This window comes from Microtetraspora sp. NBRC 16547 (assembly GCF_030268965.1).
Lineage (GTDB): Bacteria > Actinomycetota > Actinomycetes > Streptosporangiales > Streptosporangiaceae > Microtetraspora.
In genome coordinates, this window is sequence record NZ_BSSE01000003.1 from 116569 (window position 1) to 130010 (window position 13442).

Annotated in this window: 12 protein-coding genes; 7 read left to right on the forward strand and 5 right to left on the reverse strand. The window is 69.9% G+C overall.

All coding sequences use genetic code 11. The features are described from left to right. Window positions 1–17: 17 nt before the first annotated feature. A complete protein-coding gene (locus QSK17_RS05840) occupies window positions 18–878 on the reverse strand; it encodes an alpha/beta hydrolase (protein WP_285703386.1) in 861 nt (286 codons plus the stop codon). 119 nt (window positions 879–997) lie between these two features. On the opposite strand from QSK17_RS05840, the gene QSK17_RS05845 reads away from it, so the two are divergent. The 5 genes from QSK17_RS05845 to QSK17_RS05865 all read left to right on the forward strand — a co-directional run bounded on the left by QSK17_RS05845 (window position 998) and on the right by QSK17_RS05865 (window position 8057). Continuing rightward, window positions 998–1720, forward strand: a complete 723-nt coding sequence (locus tag QSK17_RS05845) for a type 1 glutamine amidotransferase (protein ID WP_285703387.1) — start codon at window positions 998–1000, stop codon at window positions 1718–1720. 149 nt (window positions 1721–1869) lie between these two features. Further along, window positions 1870–4857, forward strand: coding sequence for a bifunctional [glutamine synthetase] adenylyltransferase/[glutamine synthetase]-adenylyl-L-tyrosine phosphorylase (locus QSK17_RS05850; protein WP_285703712.1), 2988 nt, complete (start codon window positions 1870–1872; stop codon window positions 4855–4857). A 134-nt stretch (window positions 4858–4991) separates the two neighbouring features. Next, a complete protein-coding gene (locus QSK17_RS05855; RefSeq protein WP_285703388.1) occupies window positions 4992–6218 on the forward strand; it encodes a hypothetical protein in 1227 nt (408 codons plus the stop codon). A 199-nt stretch (window positions 6219–6417) separates the two neighbouring features. Then, on the forward strand, window positions 6418–7515 hold the full coding sequence (locus QSK17_RS05860; RefSeq protein ID WP_285703389.1) for a helix-turn-helix domain-containing protein: 1098 nt from the start codon (window positions 6418–6420) through the stop codon (window positions 7513–7515). Next, the gene (locus QSK17_RS05865) at window positions 7512–8057 is read left to right on the forward strand and encodes a PIN domain-containing protein (RefSeq protein WP_285703390.1); all 546 of its coding nucleotides are present in this window, start codon (window positions 7512–7514) and stop codon (window positions 8055–8057) included. Before QSK17_RS05860 ends, QSK17_RS05865 begins: the two co-directional genes overlap by 4 nt. A 28-nt stretch (window positions 8058–8085) precedes the next feature. Here QSK17_RS05865 and QSK17_RS05870 read toward each other — a convergent pair whose 3' ends face one another. Both QSK17_RS05870 and QSK17_RS05875 read right to left on the reverse strand, forming a co-directional pair. After that, window positions 8086–8589, reverse strand: a complete 504-nt coding sequence (locus tag QSK17_RS05870) for a DinB family protein (RefSeq protein ID WP_285703391.1) — start codon at window positions 8587–8589, stop codon at window positions 8086–8088. A 188-nt stretch (window positions 8590–8777) separates the two neighbouring features. Beyond that, a complete protein-coding gene (locus QSK17_RS05875; protein ID WP_285703392.1) occupies window positions 8778–9440 on the reverse strand; it encodes a pyridoxamine 5'-phosphate oxidase family protein in 663 nt (220 codons plus the stop codon). A 383-nt stretch (window positions 9441–9823) separates the two neighbouring features. Here QSK17_RS05875 and QSK17_RS05880 point away from each other — a divergent pair, with 383 nt between their 5' ends. After that, a complete protein-coding gene (locus QSK17_RS05880; RefSeq protein WP_285703394.1) occupies window positions 9824–10225 on the forward strand; it encodes a VOC family protein in 402 nt (133 codons plus the stop codon). A 271-nt stretch (window positions 10226–10496) separates the two neighbouring features. On the opposite strand, the gene glnA is transcribed toward QSK17_RS05880, so the two are convergent. Further along, window positions 10497–11921: a type I glutamate--ammonia ligase gene (gene glnA, locus QSK17_RS05885; protein ID WP_285703395.1), complete on the reverse strand. Its 1425-nt coding sequence runs from the start codon at window positions 11919–11921 to the stop codon at window positions 10497–10499. 501 nt (window positions 11922–12422) lie between these two features. Next, a complete protein-coding gene (locus QSK17_RS05890) occupies window positions 12423–12827 on the reverse strand; it encodes a hypothetical protein (protein WP_285703396.1) in 405 nt (134 codons plus the stop codon). Window positions 12828–12931: 104 nt separating this feature from the next. Between QSK17_RS05890 and QSK17_RS05895 the strand changes: the two genes are divergently transcribed. Beyond that, window positions 12932–13408 (forward strand): RDD family protein, encoded by a 477-nt coding sequence (locus QSK17_RS05895; RefSeq protein WP_285703397.1) that lies wholly within the window; start codon window positions 12932–12934, stop codon window positions 13406–13408. Window positions 13409–13442 lie beyond the last annotated feature (34 nt).

The window sequence follows — 13442 nt, forward strand, 5'->3', positions numbered from 1 at the left end:
CCGCCCGTTTCCGCCGGTCAGTTGCCGATCAGCCGGTCCACGACGGTCCTGACGCAGCGGTCGTCGAAGATGATCGTGTAGTGGTTGCAGTCCTCGACGACCTCGTCCTTGAGGCCGGGGAGCCGGGTGGTCCAGTGCGCGGCGAGATCGTCGGGGAGCATCCCGACGTCCTGGTTCAGCAGGCCGCGCGGCGCGCGAAGCAGGCCGAGCGGCGCCTTGATCTGCTCCAGTGCCCGGCCGATCTCCTCCGCTCCCGTCAGCAGCCAGCGGCCGTCCTGCCGTACGGCGTCCTCCTGGGCGCGGGACCGGATGGCGTCGGACAGGCCGGTCGCGTCGTAGCGCACGTACTCCTCGACGACGGGGGACCACTGGCCGGCGAACGCCGGGTGGACCTTGAAGAAGCCGATGTAGTCGTCCACGCTCGGATAGGTCTGGCTCAGCCGCGCGATGGCGGGACCGAGTGTGAGTTCCAGCACCGCGTCCGGGTCGGCCCCCGGCGGCATCGGCAGGGGAAGCCCGCCGTCGACCAGGACGACCCGGGCGTACTCCCGCCGCGCCGCGTGCAGAGCGGCGACGTACGCGCCCATCGAGTGGCCGGTGAGCACCGCGGTCTCGTCCGCCCCGACATGGTCGGCGACGAGGTCCAGGTCCTCGGCGTGCCGCGGCAGGCCGTACGGGCCGGAGACGTCCGCGCTGTGGCCGCGCCCGCGCAGGTCCACGGCGACCAGCGACCACCCGTCCGGGAGCGCTTCGCCCACCGCGCGCCATGCCATGAGGGACGCGGTGATGCCGTGCGCCGCGATGATCAGGCGCGGTCCCGCGCCGAACGTGGCGATCCGCAACTTGCCGCCCGGCACCGTGACCTCGTCGAACCGCATCGGCTCCTCCTGGGGGATGAAAGATCTTTCCGAACTGTTCCCGGCACTGTACGACAGCGGCATCGCAAAAGGTACGTCCGGCGACAGACGTGCAATTTCTTCCCCTCTATGCTCATCGCATGAACGAGCGTGTCGTCGTGGTCGAGCATGAGGTCGGTGCGGGTCTGGGGTTCTTCGCGGGCTGGCTGGAGGACGCGGGGATCGAGTACGAGATCGTCCGGCCCCACCTGGGAGAGGCCGTCCCCTCCGATCCCGGAGCCGGTCTCGTGGTGCTCGGCGGATCGCCGTCGGCGTGGGACGACGACGGGTGCGCGTGGCTGCCGGACGCCCGGCGGCTCATCGCCGGAGCGGTGGAGAGCGGCGTCCCCACGCTGGGCATCTGCCTCGGCGCGCAGCTCATGACCATCGCGTGCGGCGGCACCGTCGAGCGCGGCGCGAACGGCCTGGAGGTCGGGCTCGGCGCGATCGATCTGCTCCCCGAGGCGGCGGACGACCGCCTGTTCGGCCCGGTCGCGGCGGCCGTGCCGGAGCCGCGGGCGGTGCAGTACCACTACGACGCGATGACCGAGCTGCCCCCGGGGGCGGTGCGGCTGGCGACGGGGTCGCGCTATCCCAACCAGGCGTACCGGCTCGGTGATTCGGCGTGGGCGGTGCAGTTCCATCCGGAGGCCACCGCGGAGATCTTCATGAAGTGGACCGCCGAGGGCGATCTCGCCGGCTACGACGTCGCGGAGCTGGACCGCCAGGTGAAGGAGGGCGAGGAAGCGCTGCAGGCCGCGTGGCGCCCGCTGGCGGAGGCGTTCGCCGCGCTGGTGCGCGAACGCCGTACCGGGACGGTGTGACGCGGGAGGCTCGCGCTCCGGCGCGCCAGGGCCGATCTTGGCGAGGATGCTCCACCCGCCGTGTGTACCGTTGCTGGGAAGGCCCGTCCACGACGGCCGATGTGATCGACGTCGAGCTGGAAGAAGGCACGGTGAACGCCGACTCCCGGATGCAGACCACCGCCGGGCGCCTGGCCAGGCTCGGATTCGCCGACGGGGCCAGGGCCGAGCGTCTGCTGGATGAGCTCGGCCCGGAGGCGGTGGGCGACGTCGGCCTGCTCGACCGCCTGCTCGCGACCGCCGACCCCGATCTCGCGCTCACCTCGCTGAGCCGCCTGGCCGAGCGCGACCCGGGTGTGCTCGGCGCGCTCCGGGCCGATCCCGTTCTGCGCGCGCGGCTGCTCGGCGTCCTCGGTGTGAGCGCCGCCCTGGGCGACCACGTCGTCCGGCACCCGGAGCACCTGCGGCTCCTGGAGGACGGCACCGGCCACGCGGCCCGGCCGACGGACCGCGAGCTGCGCGAGGAGCTGACGGCCGCGGTGTCGCCGGTGTCGGCGGTGTCGGCGTTGTCTGCGGGCCCGCACGACCACCGGGCCGCACTGGACGCGCTCCGGGTGGCCTACCGGGGGCGGCTGCTCCACCTCGCGGCACGTGACGTGATGGGGGAGTCGGCGTTCGCGGAGACCGCCGCCGAGCTCTCCGACCTGGCCGGCGCCGCGCTCGACGCGGCTCTCGTCATCGCGCGCGCCGAGGTCCCGGGCGCGGACGACGTGCGGCTCGCCGTCATCGGGATGGGCAAGTGCGGAGCCAGGGAGCTCAACTACGTCTCCGACGTCGATGTGATCTTCGTGGCCGAGCCGAGGGCCGACGCCGACGAGGCGAAGGCGCTGCGGGTCGCGACCAGGCTGGCCCAGGCCATGATGCGGGCCTGCTCCGAGAGCACCCCCGAGGGCGCGCTGTGGGAGGTCGACGCGGGACTGCGCCCCGAGGGCAGGATGGGCCCGCTGGTCCGCACCCTCGACAGCCACCTGACGTACTACCGCCGGTGGGCCAAGACCTGGGAGTTCCAGGCGCTGCTCAAGGCCAGGCCGGTGGCCGGCGACCTGGAGCTGGGCGAGGAGTACGTCGCCGCGGTCAACGAGCTGGTCTGGCAGGCCGCGGCCCGGGACAACTTCGTCGAGGACGTACAGGCGATGCGCCGCCGTGTGGAGGCCCGTGTGGCGGCCACGGTCAGGACCGGCGACGCCGAGCGGCAGATCAAGCTGGGCCCGGGCGGTCTGCGCGACATCGAGTTCGCGGTCCAGCTCCTCCAGCTCGTGCACGGGCGGACCGACCCGCTGCTGCGCCGCCGCGCCACGCTGTCCGCGCTCGCCGCCCTCTCCAGGGGCGGGTACGTCGGCCGGGAGGACGCCAAGGCGCTCGCGGAGGCGTACACGTTCCTGCGCCGGGTCGAGCACCTGATCCAGTTGCACCGGCTGCGCCGTACGCACGTGGTGCCGTCGGAGATCGCCGACCTGCGCCGGATCGGGCGGGGGCTCGGGATGACGAGCGACCCTGTGGGAGAGTTCACCACGACGTGGAAGCGGCACGCGCTCGAAGCGCGGCGGCTGCACGAGAAGCTGTTCTACCGCCCGCTGCTGCAGGCGGTCGCCCGGCTGCCCGAGACCGAGACGCGGCTGTCCACCGCCGCGGCCACCGCCCGGCTCGAGGCGCTCGGATACACCGACGCGGAAGGGGCGCTGCGGCACATCGCCGCCCTCACCAGCGGCGTGTCCCGCCGGGCCGCGATCCAGCGCACCCTGCTGCCGGTCATGCTCGGCTGGTTCGCCGACGCCCCGGACCCGGACGCGGGCCTCCTCGGGTTCCGGCAGATCAGCGACAAGCTCGGGGCCACACCGTGGTACCTGCGGCTGCTGCGCGACGAGACCGCCGTCGCCGAGCGGCTCGCCCGGCTGCTCGGGACCAGCCGCTACGTGACCGGGTTGCTGCTGCACGCGCCCGAGGCCGTCGCGATCCTCGGCTCCGACACCGAGCTCGCCGTACGACCCGCCGAGGCCCTGGCGGGCGAGGCCGCCGCGGCGGTCGGTCGGCACGGCGAGAACGCGGAGACCGCCGTCGCCGCGGTCCGCGCCCTGCGCCGCAGGGAGCTGCTGCGTACGGCCTGTGCCGACCTGGCCGGGCTGATCGACATCGAGCGGGTGGGGCAGGCGCTCTCCGCGCTGAACGACGTGACCGTCCAGGCCGCGCTCGACGCCGCGATCAACAAGGTGAGCGTCGACCGGCGCGAGCCGCCGCCGACCCGGATCGCCGTGATCGCGATGGGCCGGCTGGGCGGCATGGAGAGCTCCTACGCGAGCGACGCCGACGTGATGTTCGTGCACGCCCCCCTGCCGGGAGCCGCCGACCGGGAGGCCGCGCTCGCCGCGCACGCCGTCGCCGAGGAGCTGCGCAGGCTGCTCGCCCTCCAGGCGCCCGACCCGCCGCTGCTGGTGGATGCCGGGCTGCGCCCCGAGGGCAGGCAGGGGCCGCTGGTCCGGACGATCGCGTCCTACAAGGCGTACTACGACCGCTGGTCGTCCCACTGGGAGGCTCAGGCGCTGCTGCGCGCCCGGTTCTGCGCGGGAGACGCCCGGCTCGGTGCCGAGTTCATCGAGATGATCGACCCGGTGCGCTATCCCGCCGACGGCATCCCGGCCGACGCCGTACGGGAGATCCGCAAGCTGAAGGCCCGGATGGAGGCCGAACGGCTGCCGCGCGGCGCCGACCCGGCCCTGCACACCAAGCTCGGCCGGGGTGGGCTCTCCGACGTCGAATGGGTGGCCCAGCTCATCCAGCTCCGCCACGCGGGAGCCGTACCGGCGCTGCGCACGACGCGGACGCTCGACACGCTGCGGGCCGCCGTCGCCGAGGGCCTGCTGGCCTCCGAGGACGAGGCGGCGCTCGACCGGGCGTGGCGGTTCGCCTCCCGGATCAGGGACGCCATCATGCTGGTCAGGGGCCGGGCCGCCGACATGATCCCCACGGCCGTCAAGGAGCGGGCGCTGATCGCTCAGGCGCTCGGCTACCCGCCCGACGGCTCCGAGGACTTCATCGAGGACTACCGCCGCATCAGCCGCCGGGCCAGGGCGGTTGTGGAACGCGTCTTCTACGACGACTGAGGCCGAGGACGGGCGACGCATGCCGTGATGACCGGAATCCGTTGCGCCGCCAGGACACGCGGGTGTATCAACGGTGCGGTCGGCATCCCCCCATCGCGGATCCCCGCCCCGGGGTCTCCGCGCCGTAGATTCCGGTGATCTCCTTGGTCTCGTACTACACCGACCTCGCGCTTGGCCTGGTGCTCGCCTTCATGCTGCTGTCGTTGCTGGTCAGCGGCGTCAACGAGGGCATCGTCCGAATTCTCGGCATCCGCAGCAGGTTCCTGTGGGCGTACCTGCGGGACACACTCGACGGCGCGGAGGTCGGGCAGAGGATCCCGGCGGCGGCGCGGACCCTGATGGGAGTGCTCGGCAGGTTGAGGGGCCTGGGCCGCTGGCTTCACGACAGGCTGGCCGACCTGCTCCCGCCGCCCGGCGCGGGGCGCTCCAGGTTGCCCGCGACTGTTCTCGGCGTGTTCGCGAAGCTGCCGTTCGGCCGAGACCCGCGCCCGGCCTTCGCCCCCCGGCCCGCGCCCGTGGAGAGCCCGCCGCTCGCGGGAGCCACGGCGCGCGACCCGGGGGATCCGGCGGTGGCCTCCACGGCGGCTCCGAGTGCGGGGTCGGCGGGGGAGGGCGAGTCCCTGACCGATCTCCTCCACGAGCGGTTGCAGGAGATCGACCATTCGGCGCGGGGCAGGACCACCATCGCCCAGATCCCCCCGGCCCGCTTCGCGGTCGCTCTCCTGGAGATCGCCACCGACATGGGCGGGGTGGAGCGACTGATGCGCGAGCTCGACACGCTCAAGAGCCCGCTCTACCGGCCCGTCAAGGCCGTGTGGGACCGGGCCTCGCACGACGTCGAGGCCTTTCGCAAGGGGGTCGAGGACTGGTTCGACGGCGAGATGGAGCGGCTCACGATCCTCTACCGGAGGTACGTCCGCTGGGTGATCGCCGCGCTCAGCCTCACTGTCACGGTCCTGTTCGGCATGGACGCCCTGGAGTACGGAAAGTCCCTGCTGAACGACAACGCCTACCGCAGCTCGGTCGCGGCGTTCGCCCAGTCGGGCCCCGACGCGCTGGAGCCGCTGAAGGAGCGATGCGAGCCGGGGCAGGACACCTACTCCTGCGTCACCGACGTGCTGAGCACGCCGGCGTTCGTGCAGATCTTCACGCACGCGCCTGTGGCGGTCGAGATGCGTGCCGACTCCGGCCCGGCCTGGTCCTGGCGCGGCGGCGACTGGTGGAGCCGGGTGTCGTCACCGTCCCACTGGCCCGGCTACCTGATCACGCTGATCGCGCTGCTGTTCGGCGCGCCCTTCTGGTGGGACATCTTCCGCCGAGTCACCGGCATCCGTTCCCGCGTCTCCACGCCGGACAGGTAGCCGCGTCCAGGAGCGGCGCTACGGCGCGAGCAGGCGGTCCGGGGCTCACGGCTTGTCCCGGGGCGGCCTCCGACGCTGCGCGGTCGCCCGCCCGTGCCAGACCCGATGAGAGCGATGACGCGGTCCGATACAGGTAACGGTTGTTCACAGAATTCCGTCTCGCCTGTCCGCCGATCAGGGGGTGTGCGAATATCGCACTATGAGGGAGCCTCGGGAGTGGGAAGAGGTCGGCGACCGCATCCGCGAGTGCCGTGTGGCGGCGGGCCTGTCGCAGGAGCAGTTGGCGTCGGCCATGAACCTCGAACGCACGATCATCGCCAAGATCGAAACAGGTGTCCGCCGAGTGGACGCCCTGGAGCTGGCCAAGCTGTCGGCCGTTCTCGACGTGCCCCTCACGTACTTTCTGAGCCGGCCTCCCGCGGTGATCTCGCGTCGTGCGGAGTTGGCCGAGGACTCGGCCACCGACGCGGGCCGCCAGTCATATCGCCTGGAGATGGCGTTGGCGATCTGGTTGGCCGACGTCCGGCAACTCATCGAACTGGGGCAGTTGCATCTGTCGCCGCCCGCGCGCTGTGGACGTGACGTCGAGGACGTCGAGGCCGCCCGCGCGGTGGCGATGTGGGCGAGGAAGAGGCTGGACCTAGGCCTGGGACCCATCAGCTCCCTGATGAGTGTCTGTGAGAGCCTCGGCCAGATGGTGGCGGTGGTGGAGATCCCCGGAGACGGCGCGTCCTTGATCGAGGATGGGGTCGCCGTCGCGGTCGTGAGCAGCCAGGGTGACCCGGGGCGCCGACGGGCGACCGCGGCACACGAGCTGGGCCACCTCATCATCGGCGACGAATACTCGACGGATCTGGGTGTGCATACCTCACGCGCCGACAGAGAGCAGGTGATCGACGCCTTCGCCGCTGAGCTCCTGCTTCCGATCGACTCGGTACGGAACGCCTGCCGGGACGCCGGGGAGGGGAGGCGGGAGACGCTGGTCAGGCTCGCGGCCGGTTACAGGACATCGTGGTCCTTGGCCATTCGCCAAGCGCTCGCGGCCGACGTCATAGACCGCGAGGAGGCGAAGGAGCTACGTCGCCGTAATCCGACTCGGGCCGAGCTGATGGAGGCGGTGGGCTGGGCACCGCAACCTGATCTCCAGAACATTCGGGTACCGCCGAGCTACGCCCACGCCGTCCTTCAGGCATGGAAGAAGGGCATGGTGACGGCACCCCGCGCTGCCGATCTGATGCGCGGCCAGATCGTCGAATCCGACCTGCCTCCACGGGATGACGCGGATCTGGAACCGTGAGCCTTCCCAGATCCGATGTCTCCCTGGTGTTCGACGCCATGTGCCTCAGCCACTTCGCCCGCGCCGAACGGCTCGACGTGCTCAGGGACATGCTCGTCGGCGCAAGCTGCCTGACGACTCACGTGGTCCGTCAGGAACTGCGCGAGGGCGCACGCGAGCATCCGCTCCTCCGAGACGTGCTGGACGCCGACTGGCTGGGTGTGGCGCGCCTCGACTCCCTGGAGGAGATCGGCTGCTTCGCGAAGTGGGTGCAGCGCGTCGGCTCGTCGGACCGGAACCTCGGAGAGGCGAGCGTGTTCTCGGCGGCTGAGTTGCGCGGAGGTATCGCGATCACCGACGATCGCGATGCCGTTGTGGTCGGCAGAACCCACGGGCTCGAGGTCCACGGCACTGTGTGGCTGCTCGCGTCGGCCTGCCAGGACGGCAAGATCAGCGAAGTGGGTGCCGGAAACATCATCGACGCGCTGGTGATGACAGGTATGCGCCTTCCGTGCTCCGGTGCGATGTTCGGCTGCTACGCCCGGCGGTATGGACTGCTCTGATGTCCCGGCCCACACCGGTGGGGGGGGGTCAGTCGCCGGTGACGCCGTCGGCCATCTCCCTGAGGATGTCGATGTGCCCGTTGTGGCGGGCGGTCTCCTCGATCAGATGCATGATGATCCAGCGCAGCTCCACATCCTTGCCGCCCCGGATCTTGCGCTTCGCGAGTGTGTCGAGATCGTGGGACGCCACCAGCTTCCGGTAGCGGTCGCACTGGGCCTCGTAGTCGGCCAGCAGCGTTGCCAGGGGGATGTCGGGGCCGATCGTCATCTCGCGGTCGGGGTCCTCCTCCGTCCACGGTCCGTGGTCCTCCTCGCCGAGGAACACGACCTGCATCCAGCTGTACTCAACCCAGTGCAGATGGCTGACCAGGCCGGAGATCGTCATGAGCGGCGAGCCAGGGAGGGGGGCCTTGCGGGCGTCCTCGTCCGAGAGCCCCTCGCACTTCGCGTGCACAGTGGCACGTGCGTAGTCGAGAAAGGTCGTCAGCATGGTGCGTTCGTCGAAGGACGAGGGAAAGTCGGTGCGTGTCATGCGCCGCATCCTTCAGGCCGCCAGGCCAGGGTGTCCAATCAATATTCCCGGCCAGGCGTCGTCGTCCGGCCCCATGCCGGGCAGGCGCGCGCCAGCGGTACGGACGATTCTCGTTTCGGCGACGTCCCCGTGAACCGCTCGGGGACCTTCGCCGAACCCGAAGCCGAACCCGAAACGGTGCTGCCTGGTCAGGTGGTGTGGCGGGGAACGGACTGGTAAAGCTTGGCGGCGTACTCGGCGCCGTAGTAGCGCTCCAGCTCCTCCAGCGTCTCCTCGGTCTGCTGGACGCTCTTGACGATGCGCGCGTGCGACGGAAGCGCGTCCGGATTCCACGTCTCCGGCTTCCACAGCGACGAGCGGAGGAACGCCTTCGCGCAGTGGAAGAAGATCTGCTCGATCTCGACGATCAGTGCCAGCTGCGGCCGGTGCTCCTTGACGATCATCTCGTCGAAGAACGGCGCCTCGCGGACCAGCCGGGCCCTTCCGTTGATCCGCAGCGTCTCGTTGCGGCCCGGCACCAGGTAGATGAGGCCGACATGCGGGTTGGCCAGCACGTTGCGGAAGCCGTCCACCCTGCGGTTACCCGGCCGGTCCGGGATCGCGATCGTGGTGTCGTCCAGGACGAACGTGAACCCCGGAGGGTCGCCCTTCGGGGAGACGTCGCAGGTCCCGTCCGCACCGGCCGTGGCGATCAGGCAGAACGGCGAGAGCGCCAGCCACTCCCGGTCCCGTTCGTGCAGCGCCACGCGCTCCTTGGCGACCGCCCTCGGCATCGGGTGGCCCAGCAGCTCGCGGAGTTCGGCCTCCGATGTGATCTCCACCAGCTCCGTGGACTCAGCGCTTTCCGGCATGGTCTCTCCCGTCGTCGCGTGTGATCACCCGCCGTTGAGCATACTTCGCGGCATTTCGTCCCTTTGCGGGTGGCGTCCTCGCGTACGGATCGTCAGACCCTCGACACCTACGGCCACTTGTGGCCGGACTCCGACGAGTCGACGCGGGCCGCGATCGATTCGGTGCTCGCGACCCGGACGGAACTGAGGCAGAACCAGGCGGGAGCCGCGCGATGAACATGCAGGTCACCGCGCGGTAGCCCGTCAGCAGTCGTAGATCTGAGTACGACAAACTCGCCGTCCGCTATGAGGCCAGCCTCCACATCGCCATCATCAACGACTGGCTACTGACCTCACTTTGGGACAGCCCCTAGGCTCCTTTGATCTTGTGACAAGATCGCGGGATGCTGCGACTCACCGATTTCATCATCGACTGCCCAGACACGATGAAGCTGGCGGCCTTCTACTCCGAGGTGACGGGCCGCCCGATCAAGGAAGGCAGCCACGAGGACTGGGCCGGCATCAAGTTCGGCGAGGTCGAGCTGGCCTTCATCCGGGTGGACGACTACCGCGCTCCGCAGTGGCCCGACAGCGAGCACCCCAAGCAGTTCCACCTCGACTTCGAAGTGGACGAGATCGAGTCCGAGCAGCGCCGCGTCCTCGACCTCGGCGCGACGCTGCAGCAGGACTTCATCGGCCCCGCCGGCTACGGCTGGCGGGTCTACACCGACCCGATCGGCCACCCCTTCTGCCTGTGTCGCAACAAGGGCGTCATCTGGACCGACCAGGGCCTGATCTGGCCCTAGCCGTGAGTCGCCGCTCTGACGGGCACGGGGCTACAAGCGTTCTGCTTGCGGGCGGTGTTGATGTTCGGAGCCTCGCTGAGTTCCTCGGACACCATGACCCCGGGTTCACCCTACGGACGTATACGCACCTGATGCCGTCGGGGGAGGACCGCATGCGAAAGGCCATCGACCGTGCCTGTGGCGCCGGCCGATGGCCTTTCCGCGGACGCGAGTCCTCGATGTGCCCTGAGCAAGTGACACGCGGCCTTCTGCCCAGGTCACCGGTAGCCCGTCAGCAGTCGTAGTAGAGCTCGAACTCGTGCGGGTGCGGGCGGAGGCGGATCGGGTCGATCTCGTTCTCCCGCTTGTAGGCGATCCAGGTCTGGATCAGATCGGGCGTGAAGACACCGCCTTCGAGCAGGTAGTCGTGGTCGGCCTCGAGGGCGTCGAGCACCTCCGGCAGCGAACCCGGCACCTGCGAGACCTGGCGGGCCTCCTCCGGCGGCAGCTCGTACAGGTCCTTGTCGATCGGCTCCGGCGGCTCGATCTTGTTGCGGATGCCGTCGATGCCCGCCATGAGCTGCGCCGCGAAGGCGAAGTACGGGTTGCAGGACGGGTCGGGCACGCGGAACTCGAGGCGCTTGGCCTTGGGGTTGGAGCCGGTGATCGGGATGCGGACGCACGCCGACCGGTTGCGCTGCGAGTAGACCAGGTTGACCGGGGCCTCGTAGCCCGGCACCAGCCGGTGGTAGGAGTTCACGGTCGGGTTGGTGAAGGCCAGCAGCGACGGGGCGTGCCTGAGCAGGCCGCCGATGTAGTAGCGGGCGATGTCGGACAGACCCGCGTAGCCGACCTCGTCGTAGAAGAGCGGCTCGCCGTCCTTCCACAGCGACTGGTGGCAGTGCATGCCGGAGCCGTTGTCACCGAAGAGCGGCTTGGGCATGAACGTGACCGTGTGCCCGTGCTGGAGCGCTGTGCTCTTGATGATGTACTTGTACAGCATCATGTTGTCGGCGGTCTTAAGCAGCGTGCCGAACCTGAAGTCGATCTCGGCCTGACCCGCGGTGCCCACCTCGTGGTGCTGCATCTCGGTCTCGATGCCGGCCTCGATGAGGTTGCGGACCATCTGCGAGCGCAGGTCGGTGAAGTGGTCCATCGGAGGGACGGGGAAGTAGCCACCCTTGTACCGGGGCTTGTACCCCAGGTTTCCGCCCTCGGCGGCCTTGCCGGTGTTCCAGGCGCCCTCGATCGAGTCGATGTAGTAGTAACCGGCGTTCGCCTTGGTCTCGAAGCGGACGTCGTCGAAGATGTAGAACTCCGCCTCGGGGCCGAAGTAGGCCGTGTCCGCGATGCCCGTGCCCTTGAGGTACTCCTCGGCCTTGCGGGCGACGTTGCGCGGGTCGCGGCTGTAGGCCTCGCCCGTCAGCGGGTCGTGCACGAAGAAGTTGATGTTCAGCGTCTTGTGGACGCGGAACGGGTCGAGCACGGCGGTGGACGGGTCGGGCAGCAGCAGCATGTCCGACTCGTGGATGGCCTGGAAACCGCGGATCGACGAGCCGTCGAACATGAGCCCGTCGGTGAAAACATTGGGGCCGAAGTTTTCGACGGGGAAAGTGAAGTGGTGCGTCGTCCCCGGCAGGTCTGTGAACCTGACATCAACGAACTGCACACCCTCGTCCCGGATGAACTTCAGGACGTCGTCGGCAGAGTTAAACACTCTTGAACCTCCCAGGGGCATGGGCCAGCAGACCCGAAAATAGGCGCGAGCCGTTTCCGCCCCATGTCTCGACTGTTTCGCGCGTGTTAATGGAAGCGTGCTCCGACAGTAACCGCGACCAGGCCGCGAACGGTGTATCAGCGCAGGTCGAAGGTGCTCTCGTGTCTCAGCGGCCGGCGCCTCTGCGTGGCCGCCGGTTTTCACCGGTAGCCCGCCGATGCGGTCAGCCGATCGCCGTCGGCCGTACGGACATGCCGCCGTGCGGCCCTTATGTGACGGCCGTGCGGAGCCGGATCGCATCCATCATGGAAGGAGCGGCGAACGTCAGGCGCATTTCCTGTGGAGATATTGCCCGGGCAACGGATATCTTTGCGATTCGCCCTGCTCTGCAGTGAAACGTGATGCCATGACGTGCTAATGGGAACGTTGTGCGCCGCGATGAGATGGGCCGGTGTGAATATGTGAGCCCGGCCGCGCCTGCCACGCGGCGGGCCGGGTGGTTCAGTGCCCGGACGGCGGCATGAGCGACGGTGACGGCGGAGGTGACCCGGCGGTCGACGTGGCCGAGGGTGACGGCGCGGTGTCCCGCGATCCCGAGCCCGTCGTCGGATCGGTCGCCGGGGGCTCCGTCGCGTCCCTGGCCGGGCGCACGACGGCGGGGGTGAGAGGGTGCGGTGTCGCGGAGGGGGGTGTGTCCCCGCCGAGCAGATCCGGCCGCAGGCTGATGATCGCGCCGGCGAGGGCGACCACCCCGAGCACGGCCAGCATCACCACCGGCGTGCGGCGCCGCCCCGGTCTGGACAGCGGCGCCGCCATCGCCTCCATCCGGAGGATCTCCTCCTCGCCGAACTGCGCGACCAGCGCCTCGAAGCGCGCGTCGATGTCGTCAGGGTCCGCCGAGCGCACAGATCACTCCAAAGGCTGAGATTTCACGAGACAGTTGGATCAATCATGGTCGTCTCGGCCGCCAAGCGGAAGGCCGGCGACAGGCACGGATACGCTGTGGAGTCATGAGCAAGCAGCAGCCCCGGTGGACGCAGACCTGGTTGGGAGGAGTCCGGTCGGCCGGCATCGACCTCGGCTATCCCGGCGAGCGGCTCGGCCTGCCCGCGGAGGGCGCGGGTTCCGTCACCGGCTGGGGCCGGCGCCTCGGCGCGATCATGGTGGACTGGCTGCTGTGCACCTGGGCCATCGCCGGAGGCGTGTTCGGCGCCAGCGGGCAGGATGTCGGCTGGGTCGGCCTGGCCGTCTTCGCGGTGGAGAACGTCCTCCTCGTCGGCACCCTCGGCATGACGCTCGGCATGCGGTTGTTCGGCATCCGGGTCGCCACGCTCGACGGCGGTCGGCCTCCCGTCATCGCCGTGCTCGTCCGCACCTTCCTGCTGTGCCTCGCCGTCCCCGCGCTGATCTGGGACCGGGACCGCAGGGGCCTGCACGACCGGGCCTCCAACACGGTGGTAGTCCGCCTGTCAGCTTCTCGGCCCTGAAGGGCCAAGCTTGCGGCTCCTCGCCGTACCTGGC

Coding starts and splice junctions, on each gene's coding strand:
- QSK17_RS05860 (WP_285703389.1), top strand. CDS start 6,418: ATGAGGGAGCCTCGGGAGTGGGAAGAGGTCGGCGACCGCATCCGCGAG.
- QSK17_RS05895 (WP_285703397.1), top strand. CDS start 12,932: ATGAGCAAGCAGCAGCCCCGGTGGACGCAGACCTGGTTGGGAGGAGTC.
- QSK17_RS05840 (WP_285703386.1), bottom strand. CDS start 878: ATGCGGTTCGACGAGGTCACGGTGCCGGGCGGCAAGTTGCGGATCGCC.
- QSK17_RS05845 (WP_285703387.1), top strand. CDS start 998: ATGAACGAGCGTGTCGTCGTGGTCGAGCATGAGGTCGGTGCGGGTCTG.
- QSK17_RS05880 (WP_285703394.1), top strand. CDS start 9,824: ATGCTGCGACTCACCGATTTCATCATCGACTGCCCAGACACGATGAAG.
- QSK17_RS05875 (WP_285703392.1), bottom strand. CDS start 9,440: ATGCCGGAAAGCGCTGAGTCCACGGAGCTGGTGGAGATCACATCGGAG.
- QSK17_RS05870 (WP_285703391.1), bottom strand. CDS start 8,589: ATGACACGCACCGACTTTCCCTCGTCCTTCGACGAACGCACCATGCTG.
- QSK17_RS05850 (WP_285703712.1), top strand. CDS start 1,870: ATGCAGACCACCGCCGGGCGCCTGGCCAGGCTCGGATTCGCCGACGGG.